Annotated in this window: 11 protein-coding genes; 8 read left to right on the top strand and 3 right to left on the bottom strand. The window is 71.9% G+C overall.

Going from position 1 to position 13,696, the window contains the following annotated elements; genetic code table 11:
• Window positions 1–46: 46 nt before the first annotated feature.
• The 3 genes from ACZ5U5_RS09465 to ACZ5U5_RS09455 are packed head-to-tail and all read left to right on the top strand — an operon-like array spanning window position 47 to window position 2,811.
• A complete protein-coding gene (locus tag ACZ5U5_RS09465) occupies window positions 47–283 on the top strand; it encodes a hypothetical protein (RefSeq protein ID WP_469018528.1) in 237 nt (78 codons plus the stop codon).
• Entirely contained in the window at window positions 284–2,551 is a 2,268-nt protein-coding gene (gene malQ, locus ACZ5U5_RS09460; RefSeq protein WP_469018525.1) for a 4-alpha-glucanotransferase, read from the top strand. It begins immediately after the preceding gene.
• Between the two features lie 20 nt (window positions 2,552–2,571).
• Window positions 2,572–2,811, top strand: a complete 240-nt coding sequence (locus ACZ5U5_RS09455; RefSeq protein ID WP_363309541.1) for a hypothetical protein — start codon at window positions 2,572–2,574, stop codon at window positions 2,809–2,811.
• Between the two features lie 91 nt (window positions 2,812–2,902).
• Here ACZ5U5_RS09455 and ACZ5U5_RS09450 read toward each other — a convergent pair whose 3' ends face one another.
• Window positions 2,903–3,514 (bottom strand): TetR/AcrR family transcriptional regulator, encoded by a 612-nt coding sequence (locus tag ACZ5U5_RS09450; protein WP_469018521.1) that lies wholly within the window; start codon window positions 3,512–3,514, stop codon window positions 2,903–2,905.
• A gap of 130 nt (window positions 3,515–3,644) precedes the next feature.
• Between ACZ5U5_RS09450 and ACZ5U5_RS09445 the strand changes: the two genes are divergently transcribed.
• The 3 genes from ACZ5U5_RS09445 to ACZ5U5_RS09435 all read left to right on the top strand — a co-directional run bounded on the left by ACZ5U5_RS09445 (window position 3,645) and on the right by ACZ5U5_RS09435 (window position 7,201).
• Complete coding sequence (locus tag ACZ5U5_RS09445; RefSeq protein ID WP_469018519.1) at window positions 3,645–5,120, top strand: FAD-dependent monooxygenase; 1,476 nt, start codon at window positions 3,645–3,647, stop codon at window positions 5,118–5,120.
• Between the two features lie 159 nt (window positions 5,121–5,279).
• Window positions 5,280–6,230, top strand: coding sequence for a DMT family transporter (locus ACZ5U5_RS09440; RefSeq protein WP_469018516.1), 951 nt, complete (start codon window positions 5,280–5,282; stop codon window positions 6,228–6,230).
• A gap of 50 nt (window positions 6,231–6,280) precedes the next feature.
• A complete protein-coding gene (locus tag ACZ5U5_RS09435; protein WP_469018513.1) occupies window positions 6,281–7,201 on the top strand; it encodes a LysR family transcriptional regulator in 921 nt (306 codons plus the stop codon).
• Between the two features lie 758 nt (window positions 7,202–7,959).
• Here ACZ5U5_RS09435 and pepN read toward each other — a convergent pair.
• On the bottom strand, window positions 7,960–10,527 hold the full coding sequence (gene pepN / locus ACZ5U5_RS09430; RefSeq protein WP_469018510.1) for an aminopeptidase N: 2,568 nt from the start codon (window positions 10,525–10,527) through the stop codon (window positions 7,960–7,962).
• A 227-nt stretch (window positions 10,528–10,754) separates the two neighbouring features.
• Between pepN and ACZ5U5_RS09425 the strand changes: the two genes are divergently transcribed.
• Window positions 10,755–12,002 carry a flavin-dependent oxidoreductase gene (locus tag ACZ5U5_RS09425; RefSeq protein ID WP_469018507.1) on the top strand — a complete coding sequence of 416 codons (1,248 nt, stop codon included), beginning with the start codon at window positions 10,755–10,757 and terminating at the stop codon, window positions 12,000–12,002.
• A 235-nt stretch (window positions 12,003–12,237) separates the two neighbouring features.
• Window positions 12,238–12,744 (top strand): DUF1203 domain-containing protein, encoded by a 507-nt coding sequence (locus tag ACZ5U5_RS09420; protein ID WP_469018504.1) that lies wholly within the window; start codon window positions 12,238–12,240, stop codon window positions 12,742–12,744.
• Between the two features lie 16 nt (window positions 12,745–12,760).
• On the opposite strand, the gene ACZ5U5_RS09415 is transcribed toward ACZ5U5_RS09420, so the two are convergent.
• Window positions 12,761–13,663 (bottom strand): LysR family transcriptional regulator, encoded by a 903-nt coding sequence (locus ACZ5U5_RS09415; protein WP_469018501.1) that lies wholly within the window; start codon window positions 13,661–13,663, stop codon window positions 12,761–12,763.
• Between the last annotated feature and the right edge of the window lie 33 nt (window positions 13,664–13,696).

The raw sequence follows: 13,696 nt of genomic DNA, 5'->3' as shown, positions 1-13,696 counted from the left end.
CCGAAGACCTGCCCCTGACACCTGCCCCCTGACAATGGAGCCTTACGTGCCCGCTTCCGCGAATCTTCTTCTCTCCGCTCTCTCCAAACAGGTCTCCGGCCCGGACTCGGGCCTGGACGGATCCTGCTCCTGCGGCTGCCTCGAGCCGCCCCTGACCAGCGAGCCCCCGCTGGCCGACGCAGCACCCCTGACCAGCGAGCCTCCGCTCGCCGACGCCGCCCCGCTGACCAGCGAGCCCACCTCCACCGGCACCGCGTCGGGCCTGGTTTACATGGGGGTCTAGATGGCCCCATCCGGAGCGACCGGCCCCGCCTCCGGGCCCACCACGGGCCCCACCGATCCCACCGGACTTTCCCGCCTTGCCGCTTTGCACGGCGTGGCGACTTCTTACTCCCCGTCCCCGGAGCGCACGGTTCCGGCCACTGACGCCGCGGTGATCGCGGCCCTGGCCGCCCTGGACGTGGACGCGAGCACTCCCGAGGCGGTGCGGCGCGCCCTCACGGCCCGCGAGGCCGAGCTGAGCGCCCGCCTGCTGCCTCCGACGGTGGTGGTGTGGCAGGGCGGCGATCCTGAGGCGGCCCCACCCTGGGCCGTGCTGCCGCCGGGCACGCGGGTGTGCGTGGAGACGGAGAAGGGGGAGCGGCTGGAGTGGGATGTGCCGTCGTCTGATGCGGACCCTTCCGGCTTCGCTGACGCGCCGCGGGGCAATCGGATGGGCAGGCGGGAGACATCGCCGCGAAGCGGCGAAAAGACAGAGCCACGGGTGGCGCCCGCCCTGCCACTGGGCGTACACCGGCTCCGAGCCAAGACCCCGGACAACCGAACAGCCACCGCCCACCTCATCGCCGCCCCGCACCGTCTGCCGCCCCCACGCGAGAAGACGTACGGGATTCTCGTCCAGCTCTACTCCCTCCTGTCCCGCCGCTCCTGGGGCATGGGCGACCTCGGTGACCTCGCCGAGCTCGCCGCCTGGTCCGGGCGGGCCCTGCGTGCCGGGTTCGTGCAGGTCAACCCCTTGCACGCGGCGGTTCCGAAGCCTTCGGACGGGCCCTCCGACCCCTCTCCGTACCGCCCCTCCTCGCGACGCTTCCCCGATCCCGTCCACCTCCGGATCGAGGACATCCCCGAGTACGCCCACCTGGACGGCGAGGCCCGTGACCTGGCCGCCGACCTCACCCGTCGGGCCGCCACGCTGCGTGAATCCGTCCTCCAGCAGGGCCAGTTGATCGACCGGGACGCCGTCTGGGCGCTCAAGGTCCAGGCCCTGGAGCTGATCCGGGCGGTTCCGCTCGGCCCCGGCCGGCGCGCCGCCTACAACGACTTCCTTGCCGAGCACGGCGAGGACCTCGAAAACCACGCCACGTGGTGCGCGCTCGCCGAGCGGCACGGCCCCGACTGGCACACCTGGCCAGAGCCCTTGCGCGACCCCGCGTCCCCCGAAGTCGCCCGTGCCCGCCGCGCGTTGATGGACCGCGTGGACTTCTACTCCCGCCTCGCCTGGCTCACCGACGCCCAGCTCGCCGCCGCGCAGCGCTCCGCGCGGGACGCGGGCATGGCCATCGGCCTCGTGCACGACCTCGCGGTCGGCGTACACCCGGCCGGGGCCGACGCATGGGCGCAGCGGCGGCACTTCGCCGCGGGCATGTCGACCGGCGCGCCGCCGGACGCGTTCAACGCGCGCGGCCAGGACTGGGGCCTGCCGCCCTGGCGCCCCGACCGCCTCGCCGCGTCGGGCTACGCCCCGTATCGCGCCCTCCTGCGCGCCCTGCTCCGCCGCGCGGGCGCGATCCGCATCGACCACGTCATGGGGCTCTTCCGGCTCTGGTGGGTCCCGGAGGGCCGCGCGCCCACCGAGGGAACGTATGTCCAGTACGACGCGGAGGCGATGCTCGCCGTCCTCGTCCTGGAGGCGCACCGCGCGGGGGCCCTCGTCATCGGCGAGGATCTCGGCACCGTCGAGCCCGGCGTCCGCGAGGCCCTGCAGCGGCGGGGTGTGTTCGGCACCTCCGTGCTCTGGTTCGAGCGGGACTGGGCCGGCACCGGACGGCCGCTGCCGCCCGAGCGATGGCGCGCGGACTGCCTGGCCACCGCCACCACCCACGACCTGCCCTCCACCGCGGCCCGCATCACGGGCGAGCACGTGCAACTCCGCGACAGACTGGACCTGTTGACGCGCCCGGTGGCCGTCGAGCGGGCTGAGGCGGCGGCCGATGTGTCGGAGTGGCTCGCGCTGCTCTCCCGCCTCGGGATGCTGCCCGGCGGTGGCGGACACGAGCAGGAGGAGATCCGCGCCGTCCACCGTTTCCTGCTCGCCACCCCGGCCCGCATGGTCGGCGTCTGGCTGCCGGACGCGGTGGGCGACCGCCGCCCGCAGAATCTCCCCGGCACCTGGGACCAGTATCCGAACTGGCGGCTGCCGGTCGCCGACGCCGCGGGCCGCCCCGTCACCCTGGAGGAGCTTGCCGCCTCACCCCGTGTCCACGCGTTCATGGAGGTGTTCCGTACGCGCGAAAGGCCCCGTACGGCACCCCCGGGCGCGCGGCCCGTTTAGCTGTTCGCTACGTTGGCACCGTGGACAAGAAGAATGCCCTGCGCGCCGGCGCCCTGGCTTCCGGTACGACGCTGATGATGCTGCTCATGTCGTCCCCCGCGCTCGCGCTCACGCGTGACGACGGCGACGACCCGGGTCCCGGCCTGAGTGTGATCGACACGCTCGGCCTCTATGTCGTGGCGCCCATCGTGCTGTTCCTGGTGATCGCGGGTCTCGTCATGGTCGGTGACAAGTCCCGCAAGCCGGTGAAGAAGGGCTGACGCCACTTCACTTCCGCACTTCCGGATTTCTCCGTAGGGGCTCTTTGCCGGCGCGCGCAATGCGTGCGCCGGCAAAGAGCCCCTACGTGTGTCACGGCCGCTCGGCCGTGAGATACCGCTGCACCGTCGGTCCGACCCAGTCCGCCATCTCCTCGGCGGACAGCGCGAGCGCGGGCGGGAACCGCAGCACATAACGGGTCAGCGCCATGCCGAGGATCTGGGAGGCGCAGAGCCCGGCCCGCGTCGGCGCCTCGGCCGGATCGGGGCAGACGCGGCGCGCGACCGGCAGCAGCTGATCCCTGAAGATGCCCTGCATCCGCTCGGCGCCCGCCGTGTTGGTGACGCCGACGCGGAGCATCGCCGTCAGCACGTCATCCTTCTCCCAGACCTCCAGAAAGTGCGACACCAGGGCGCGGCCCACGGCCTCGCGCGGCACCGAGGTGAGATCGGGCAGGCGCAGATCGATGGCACTGGCCGCGGCGAACAAGCCCTCCTTGTTGCCGTAGTAGCGCATCACCATCGACGGATCGATGCGCGCGTCCCTGGCGATGGCACGGATGGTGGCCCGCTCATAGCCCTCGGCGGCGAACCGCTCGCGGGCGGCGGCGAGGATCGCGCCGCGGGTCGCGTCGGAGCGGCGTGGCGGTGGCGGGGGTTCCCGGACGGTGGTCCGGGTCGCTGGATCGGGTGCGCTTTCGGTCATGCCAACAAGCGTAGGCCAACATGTGTTGACAGTCCATGGCGGCGGTCCTACGTTAGCCAACAAGCGTTGACCAACAGTTGTTGGCACGTAGACCAACAGTTGTTGGCACAAGGGAGCCGAGGAGGCCGTCATGAACGGAACACAGGACGCGACCAGCACCGCGAGCCCCGCCGTGATCGTCGTCGGCTCCGGGCCCACCGGGCTCCTGCTGGCCGGAGACCTGGCCGCCGCGGGCGTCCCCGTCACCCTGCTGGAGAAGCGGCCGCACGGGATCAGCAACCTCTCGCGCGCCCTGGTGCTGCACGCCCGCACCCTCGAACAGCTCGACGCGCGCGGTCTCGCCGACGAGCTGGAGGCCAAGGGCAAGCCCCTGGACCGCCTGCGCCTCTTCGCGCACCTGGAGGTCGGCCTCGACAAGCTGCCCTCGCGCTACAACCACCTCCTGGTCCTGCCGCAGTACGAGGTGGAGCGCGTCCTGGAGCGGCGGGCGATCGCGGCCGGCGTCGACTTCCGCTACGAGAGCGAGGTCACCGGACTCGCCCAGGACGCGGACGGCGTGAGCCTCGAAGTCCGGGGCCCCGACGGGGAGTCGAGCACGCACAGGGCCGCGTACGCAGTCGGCGCCGACGGCCTCCACAGCCCGGTCCGCAAGGCCATCGGCCTGCCCTTCCCCGGGAAGTCCGCCATCCGCTCGCTCGTGCTCGCCGACGTGAAGCTCGCCGAGAAGCCCGCGTCGGTCCTCACGGTGAACGCGGCCGGGGACGCCTTCGCCTTCATCGCACCCTTCGCCGACGGCTACTACCGCGTCATCGGCTGGAACCGCTCGCGCAACGTCCCGGACAGCGAGCCCCTCGACCTCGAAGAGGTCAAGGAGATCACCCGGCTCGCGCTCGGCCGCGACTACGGCATGCACGACGCCCGCTGGATGTCCCGCTTCCACAGCGACGAGCGCCAGGCACCGGCGTACCGGGTAGGCCGGGTCTTCCTCGCCGGGGACGCCGCGCACGTCCACACCCCGGCGGGCGCGCAGGGCATGAACACCGGACTGCAGGACGCAGTGAATCTGAGCTGGAAGCTGGTGGCGGCGGTCCAGGGCCGCGCCTCGGACGACCTCCTCGACACCTACCAGGCCGAGCGGCACCCCATCGGCAAGGCGGTCCTGCGCAGCAGCGGCGGGATCGTGCGGCTCGCGATGGCCAAACGGCCGTGGTCGATCGCGGGCCGCGCCGTCCTCGCGTCCTTCATCAACGTCGTGCGCCCGGTGCGCGAGAAGGCGATCGGCCAGATCACCGGCATCGGCTACAACTACCCCGCCCCGAAGGGCGCCCACCGCATGACCGGTCGCCGCGCGCCGGACATCGCGCTCAGGGAGGGGCGGCTCTACGAGGCTCTGCGCGAGGGCAGGTTCGTGCTGATCGCTCCGGAGGGCGCGGAGTACAAGGAGAGTGACGGGGCGGGGCGCGCGGTGGTGGCGCACTGGGCGAGTGACCGGCGTACGACCGTGCTGGTACGCCCCGACGGGTACGTGGCGTGGGCGGCGGACGAGGCGGAGCCGGGGGACGTGCGGGTGGCGCTGGAGGGGTGGGGCGTGGAGGCGAATGTTTAGCAAAAGTGAAAAGAGGCCTCGAAAAGATTCGATGGACCTGATGGGTGTGCGGGTGTGAAAGTGGTCCCGCAACCAACCAAGAGATCCCCGCCGGGTGGTGTGCACCCCGGCGGGGATCGTGCGTTCCCGGGACCCCCGGGAGAGAGACAAGGGATATCAGTGACTGTCCTGGACCGGACGACCCCCACCCCCACCGCGTCGAGGCCGACGGCGGCGAGCAAGGCGCAGCGGGCCGCGGGCCCCATCGGCCTCGGTCTCGCGCTCGCGGCGCTCGCCACCGTCGTCTGGTCGGGCAGCTTCGTCACCTCGCGTGCCCTCGCCGACAGCGTGCCCCCCGTCCAGCACGCGTTCTGGCGGTGGATCATCGCGATCGTGGCGGTGGCACCCTTCGCGGCACGTCAGGCGTGGCGGCAGCGGGCCGTGCTCCGCAAGCACCTCCGCTTCCTGCTCCTCGCCGCGCTCCTCGGCGTCACCATCTACAACACGCTGGTCAACCAGGCGGGCGTCACCACCACCGCGGGCAACATGGGCATGATCATGGCGGCGTCGCCGGTCCTGATGGCGGTGTACGAACGCCTCGGCGGCGCGAGGCTCGGGGCGCGCCGGGTCACGGGCATGCTGATCGCCTGCGCGGGCGTCCTGATCCTGGTGTCGGGCGGTTCGCTCTCCATGGACTTCGCGGTGGGTGACCTGTGGGTGATCGCGGGGGCGCTGTCCTTCGGCTCGTACAGCGCGCTGCTCAAGCGGAAGCCCGCGGAGATCGGCGGACTGCCGTTCCTCTTCGCGACGTTCGTGCTCGGCGCGTTGATGCTGCTCCCGGTGTTCGTGGCGAGTTTTGTGCTCCAGGGCGGCTTTACGCCGACCGTCGGGACGGTCTCGCCGCTTCTCTACGTGGGTGTCGTCTCGTCCGCGATCGCCTTCTTCGCCTGGAACAAGGCGATCTCGATCATCGGCGCCGCCCGCGCCGGGGTCATCTACTACCTCCAGCCGGTGTGCGTCGCCCTGCTCTCCTTCGCGGTGCTCGGTGAGGCGATGGGGTGGCTGCAGGTGCTGTGCATGGGGCTGATCCTGGGCGGGGTCGTGCTGGGCGCGGCGCGCTCGAAGCGGTGACGCGTGGGGTGCGGGGCTCCGGGCTTCTGACCTCTGGGTACGTTGACTCCATGAGCGAGTGGGACATCAAGAAGCTGCAGATCCTGCGTACGTTGAGCGAGCGGGGCACGGTCACGGAGACGGCGCGGACGCTGCGGATGACGCCGTCGGCGGTGTCGCAGCAGCTGTCCAACCTCGCCAAGCAGCTGGGGGTACCGCTCCTTGAGGCACACGGGCGGCGGGTGCGCCTGACCGACGCGGCGCATCTCGTGCTGCGGCACGCGGAGGCGGTCTTCGCCCAACTGGAGCTAGCGGACGCCGAGTTGGCTGCGTACGCACAGGGTGAGGCGGGGGAGGTGCGGGTCGGGGCCTTCTCGACGGCGGTGCCCGCGCTCGTCGTGCCGGCGGTGCGGGAGCTGCGGGCGGCGGCGCCGGGGATCTCGGTGCGGGTCCGTGAGGTGGAGGCGGCGGAGGCGTACGAGCTGCTTGCCGCGGGGGAGGTGGACGTGGCCCTCTCGCTCGCGGTGACGGCGCCGGTCGCGGCGGACGCGGACACGCGCTTCACGCGGGAGTCGCTGCTCGCCGATCCGCTGGACGTGGCGCTTCCCGGGGACCATCCGCTGGCGGCGGTGGAGGGGCTCAGGCTCGCTGATCTGGCCGGGGAGCCGTGGATCTTCGGGGGCAGTGGGCCCTGGTCGGAGATCACGCGGGCGGCGTGCGAGGGGGCGGGGTTCACGCCTGAGCAGGCGCATTCCGCCTCCGGCTGGACGGCGATCCTCGCGATGGTGGAGGCGGGGATGGGGGTCGCCCTCGTCCCACGGATGGCGGCGGTCCGCCGTGACGGTGTGGTGATGCGGGACTTGACCGCGGATCGGCCCCGGCGGCATGTCGTGGCGGCGGTTCGTCGGGGGGCGGCGGGGGGTGCGGGGGTCAGCAGGGTCTTGTCGGCGTTGCGGGGGGCGGTTCCCCTGCGGGGGGCTGGGGCGGAGTAGGGGGCCTTGACCCTGGGCGCCGGTAGCCTGCGTCGTCTTTCCCGCGCTCCGCGCGGGTCTTCCCCACCCACCCGCCCGTTTGCCCCGCGGCGGACAGGGGACCGATTGCCCGGTGGGGGGTGGGGGCGGGCCTGTTGTCTGCGGGCCGCGGTGCCCCTTCCCGCGCTTCGCGCGGATTTTTCCCCACCCACCCGCCCGATTGCCCGGTAGCGAACCAGGGGGCCGATTGGCCGGTGGTGGGTGGGGGTGGGTTTTTGTCTGTGGGCCGTAGCGCCCCTTTCCGCGCTTCGCGCGGGTCTTTCCCGCCCGCCCGCCCGCCCGTTTGCCCGGTAGCGGACCAGGGGATCGATTGGCCGGTGGCGGGTGGGGGTGGGTTTTTGTCGGCGGGCCGTAGCGCCCCTTTCCGCGCTTCGCGCGGGTCTTTCCCGCCCGCCCGCCCGTTTGCCCGGCAGTGGACGGGGGGCGACTGGCCGGCAGTGGGTGGGGGTGCTCCGCGCAGATTTTTCCCATGCGGCCCCCCGTATTGCCCCGCAGCTACGGGGCGCTCGGGTGGGTGGGTGGGAAAAAATTGCGCGAAGCGCGACGACGGCGAATACGGCCGGACGGGCGCGCTCCCGGCGGTCCGGCAACGCGCGCGGAGCGGGGAAGGCCGGCCCCGGCGTCGGGTGGATGGCCCCCCCTCGGCCGAGGAGGAGCGGGGCAGGGGTGCGATAGCCCCCGGCCCCGACGACCCCCGCCCCGCCCCCGCCCGGCAAGGGCTACGCGTCGGCCCCCTGCGCCCGCAGCGCCCGTTCCACGCCCGCTCGGGACTCCGTGATCAGGCGGCGGAGGGCCGCTGACGGGGCCGCCGAGGAGAGCCACGCGTCCGTGGTGTCCAGCGTGGCCTGGGAGATCTGGAGCGACGGGTACAGGCCCACCGCGATCTGCTGGGCCATCTCGTGCGAACGGGAGTCCCACGCCCCCTTGACCGCCGCGAAGAACTTCTCCGCGTACGGGGCGAGGAGTTCGCGCTGGTCCGTCTGGACGAAGCCGCCGATGACCGACTCCTGGATCGCGTTCGGGAGCTTGTCGGACTCCACGACGGAGGCCCATGCCTCCGCCTTCGCCTCCGGCGTGGGCCGCGCAGCCCGCGCCGCGGCAGCGTGCCGCTCGCCCGCGGCCGTCTTGTCGCGGTCGAGCTCCGCCGCGATCCCGGCCTCGTCGAGCCGCCCCGTCGCCGCGAGCCGGTGCACGAAGGCCCAGCGCAGCTCCGTGTCCACCGCGAGGCCCTCGATCGACTGCTTGGCCGAGACGAGGTCCTCCAGCAGCGTCAGCTGCTCGTCCGTACGCGCCGCCGACGCGAACGCCCGCGCCCACGCCAGCTGGTGGTCACTGCCCGGCGCCGCCGAGCGGAGGTGTTCGAGTGTCGCCTCCGTCCAGCGGGCCAGCGCCTCGTCCCGCCGTGCCGGAGCCGCGTACAGCTCAAGGGCCAGCTTCACCTGGCGGTGCAGCGACTGGACGACCCCGATGTCCGACTCCTTGCCGATGCCGGAGAGGACGAGGGAGAGGTACTCCCGTGTGGGGAGTTCCGCGTCGCGCGTCATGTCCCACGCCGATGCCCATGACAGGGCCCGCGGCAGCGACGCCTCGAAGTCACCGATGTGCTCCGTCACGAACGCGAGCGACTCCGCGTCCATGCGGACCTTCGCGTACGAGAGGTCGTCGTCGTTCAGGAGGATCACCGCGGGGCGCTTGCGGCCCACCAGCTCGTCCACCGCGGTCAGTTCGCCGTCCACGTCCAGTTCCACGCGGTCCGTGCGGAGCAGTTTGCCGGACGCGTCGTCGAGGTCGTACAGGCCGATCGCGATTCGGTGGGGGCGGAGCGTCGGCTCGCCCTTCGCGCCCGCAGGCAGCGCCGGCGCCTCCTGCTTCACCGCGAACGACGTGATCCTGCCGGATGTGTCGACATCCACCACCGGACGCAGGACGTTGATGCCGGCCGTTTCCAGCCACTTCTTCGACCAGGTTTTGAGATCGCGTCCGCTGGTTTCCTCCAGCGCGCCGAGCAGGTCGGACAGGCGCGTGTTGCCGAACGCGTGCGCCTTGAAGTACGCCTGCACGCCCCGGAAGAACTCGTCCATGCCGACGTACGCGACCAGCTGCTTGAGCACCGACGCGCCCTTGGCGTACGTGATGCCGTCGAAGTTGACCAGGACGTCGTCGAGGTCGCGGATGTCCGCCATGATCGGGTGCGTCGAGGGAAGCTGGTCCTGGCGGTACGCCCACGTCTTCATGGAGTTGGCGAACGTCGTCCAGGAGTGCGGCCAGCGCGAGTTTTCCGCGTACGCCTGGCAGGCGATGGACGTGTACGTGGCGAACGACTCGTTCAGCCACAGGTCGTTCCACCACTCCATCGTCACCAGGTCGCCGAACCACATGTGGGCCAGCTCGTGGAGGATGGTCTCCGCGCGCGTCTCGTACGCCGCGTCCGTCACCTTCGAACGGAACACGTACTGGTCGCGGATGGTCACCGCGCCCGCGTTCTCCATCGCGCCCGCGTTGAACTCCGGCACGAAGAGCTGGTCGTACTTCGCGAAGGGGTACGCGTAGTCGAACTTCTCCTGGAACCAGTCGAAGCCCTGCCGGGTGACCTCGAAGATCGCGTCCGAGTCGAGGAACTCGGCCAGCGAGGGACGGCAGTAGATGCCGAGGGGAACCGACTGGCCCCCAGGACCCTCGTACGAGCTGTGGACCGAGTGATACGGACCGACGATGAGCGCCGTGATGTACGTCGACATCCGCGGCGTGGGCTCGAAGACCCAGACGTCACCGCTGGGCTCGGGGGTCGGCGAATTCGAGATGACCGTCCAGCCGGACGGCGCCTTCACGGTGAACTGGAACGTGGCCTTGAGATCGGGCTGCTCGAACGACGCGAAGACACGGCGCGCGTCGGGCACCTCGAACTGCGTGTAGAGGTAGGCCTGTTCGTCGACCGGGTCGACGAAACGGTGCAGGCCCTCGCCTGTGTTGGTGTAGTCGCAGTCGGCGACCACCTTCAGTTCGTTGGGCCCGGCCGCCAGGTGCTTCAGTGCGATGCGCGAGTCACGGAAGACGGCGGCGACGTCCAGCGCGTGGCCGTTCAGGACGACCTCGTGGACGGCGGGGGCCACCAGGTCGATGAACGTCTCGGCGTGCGCCTCCGCGGAGTCGAAGCGCACCGTGGTCACCGACCGGTAGGTGCCGCCCTCTTGCGCGCCGGAGAGGTCGAGGTCGATCTCGTACGAGTCAACGGTGAGCAGCTTCGCCCGCTGCTGCGCCTCTTCGCGGGTCAGATTGGTGCCGGGCACGCGGTCATCTCCTCAGGAACGTCAGGTACGACTTGTGGCGTTTCCGGCCATCCTTCCACGTGGGTCCCCGAACGTGACCGGGCATGGTCCATGGACCGCCATGCGGCATTGTTCGCGGGCCGGGGTGCCGCTAGCATCCGCGCGTCGACACACGCCCCGGGGGGAGCGTCCATGGGAAACCGACGGCCACCGCGCTCTGCGCGATTACCCGGTGCGGGGTGCGCCGCATGATCGACGTACTGGTCGCGGGAGCGGGTATCGGCGGGCTCACCACCGCGCTCAGCCTGCACGCGGCGGGCATCGGGGTACGGGTCATCGACGCGGTGGACGCGCTGCGGCCCGTCGGCGTCGGCATCAACCTCCTGCCGCACGCGGTAAGGGAGTTGACGGAGCTCGGCCTCGGTGCCGAGCTGGCCGCCACGGCCGTGCCGACCGCCGAGACGCTGCACTTCGACCGGCACGGCAACTACATCTGGGGCGAGCCGCTCGGCCTCGCGCGCGGCCACCACTGGCCGCAGTACTCCCTGCACCGCGGGGCGCTGCAGCTCATCCTCCTCGACGCGGTGCGCGACCGCCTCGGCGAGAACGCCGTCCAGACCGGCATCGCCTTCGTGCGGTACGCGGAGCCGGAGGGGTCGGGGGCGCTGCGGGTGACCCTGCGGGACGTGCGGCGCGGGCGGGAGTTCGCGGTGCCCGTGCGGGCCCTGGTCGGCGCGGACGGCCTGTACTCGGCGGTGCGGGCCCGGCTGCATCCCGGGGAGGGGCCGCCGCTGTGGAACGGCATCCGGATGTGGCGGGGCGTCGCGGAGTGGGATCCGGTGCTCGGCGGCCGGTCGATGGCGTTCGCGGGCAGCAACGCGACCGCGAAGCTCGTCGTCTACCCGATCTCGCGGGAGGCCGAGACGCGGGGGCGTGCGCTGCTCAACTGGGTGGCGGAGGTGCGTTTCCCGGTCCATCACCACGGGGCGCCCGGTCCGGTGGACTGGAACCGCTCGGGTCGCCTCTCCGACGTCCTGCCGCACTTCTCCGGGTGGCGGATCGGGGACCTGGACGTGCCCGCGCTGCTTGCGGCGACCGGGTCGACGGCACGGATCCTCGAGTACCCGATGGTGGACCGGGACCCGCTGCCCTGGTGGGGGCGCGGGTCCGTGACCCTGCTGGGTGACGCGGCTCATCCGATGTACCCGGTGGGGTCGAGCGGTGGCTCGGAGGCGGTGCTCGATGCGCGGGCGCTTGCGCGGTGCGTGGCCCTTGCCGGGGGGGACCGGGTGGCGGGGCTGCGCGCGTACGAGGCGGAGCGGTGGGGCCCCGCCAATGCCGTGGCCCTGGCCAATCGGGCGATGCCGGTGGACGAGGTCCTCCGGGCCGTCGCGGAGAGGGCGCCGGAGGGGTTTGCGCGGGTGGAGGACGTGTTGACGGGGGAGGAGTTGGCGGGGTTGGGGGAGGGGTATCGGCGTATGCGGGGGGCTTGGTAGTGGCCTTTTTCGTCCCCAACCCCGCCCCTTCCCGAAAACCCGCTCGGCGCGGGGGCCTACCTGGGGCTCCGCCCCAGACCCCGCTCCTCAATTGCCGGAGGGGCTGAATCTTTCAGCCCCTCCGGCAATTGAGGAGGCCCTCGCGCAGCGAGTTTTCGGGAAGGGGCGGGGTTGGGGAAATTTAACGTCTGAAATGCGCCAGCCCTCACCCACCCCCACGCGCGACCCTCGACCCATGACCGCAACGACCTACGCCCCTCTCCCGATCGACCCCGCCGCCCTCAAAGAACTCCGCACCACCGACGACGCCGGCAACCCCTGCCTCCCCTACGTGGACCAGGAGGGCGGCGACCCCCTCCGCTGCTGCCTGCGCCCCGTCGCCCCCGGCGAGAACGTCGCCCTCGTCTCGTACGCGCCCCTGCGCCGCTGGGCAGCGGAGACCGGCGCCACCCCCGGTGCCTACGACGAGCAGGGCCCCGTCTTCATCCACGCGGAGGAGTGCGAGGGCCCGGCGGCGGGCGGCGCCGAGTACCCCTTCGCCCGGCCCGGAGCCCTGCGCACCATCCGCCGCTACAACGCCGACGGCCGCATCGTCGGTGGCCGCCTGATGGAGATCCCGGACCCGGCGACGCAAGGCTTCGACACCGCCTTCGCGGAGGCCTTCGCCGACCCGGAGGTCGCCCTCGTGCACGTCAGGGCCGTGGAGTACGGCTGCTTCCACTTCGAGGTCCGCCGACCCTAGGGGCGACCAGAAGCGGTCAGGAAATCTCCCCCAACGCCCGCGCGAACGCCCGCACCCGCTCCGTCTCCGCGTCCCCGCGCCACACCATCCCGAGGACGGAGTCCGGCACGCCCTCCACCGGCACGAACGTGACGTCACGCCGCCCGTGGTACTCCGCCGTGGGGCGGCACAGCAGCATCGCCCCGCGTTCGGCCGCCACCAGCGTCAGGCCCTCATGGAGGGTGCGCACCTCCGGTGCCGCTACGGAGGACGGAGCCTGAGCCGCCCGCCAGTACGCGGGTGCCGGAGCGCTCGCCGAGATCAGCGGGGTCACGGACAGCTCGGCCACGTGCAGTGAGACGCGGCCCGCGAAGGGATGGCGTACCGACACCGCCACCGTCTGCTGCTGGCGGGAGAAGAGCGGGCCGAGCACCAGGTCGGGCTCCTCGACGGGCAGCAGCACGATCGCCGTGTCCACGTCCCCGTGCCGCACCGCCCCGAAGGGGTCGGAGAACGGGATCTCCACGATCTCCGTCACACAGCCCGGATGCCGCTCCTGGAAGTCGGCGATCGCCCGCATCAGCCGGGCGTCCGCCGTCCCCTGGAAGCCGATCCGCAGCCGCCCGCTGACCCCGCGCGCCGCCTCCCGCGCCGCGTCCACCGTGGCGCTCAACGCCTCGTACGCCGGGCGCAGGTCGGCGAGGAACCGCTCGCCCGCCGGGGTCAGCCGCACCCGGCGGCTCGACCGCTCCACGAGCCGGGTGCCGATCCGCCGCTCCAGGTCACGCAGGAGCTGGCTGACACGGCTCTGCGAGACGTAGAGCCGCTCGCCCGCGCGGCCGAAGTGCAGCTCGTCGGCGAGTGCGATGAAGCATTCCAGCTCCCGTGTCTCCAGCACCGGCACCCCCATCTCGCCCACTCGTCGATAAGCCTCGCTCATTCAAGGATGAGATCTTCGCCGTTGTTCCCGGCC

Source organism: Streptomyces sp. NPDC033177, assembly GCF_055577715.1.
This window is presented reverse-complemented; position numbering and strand designations above follow the sequence as displayed.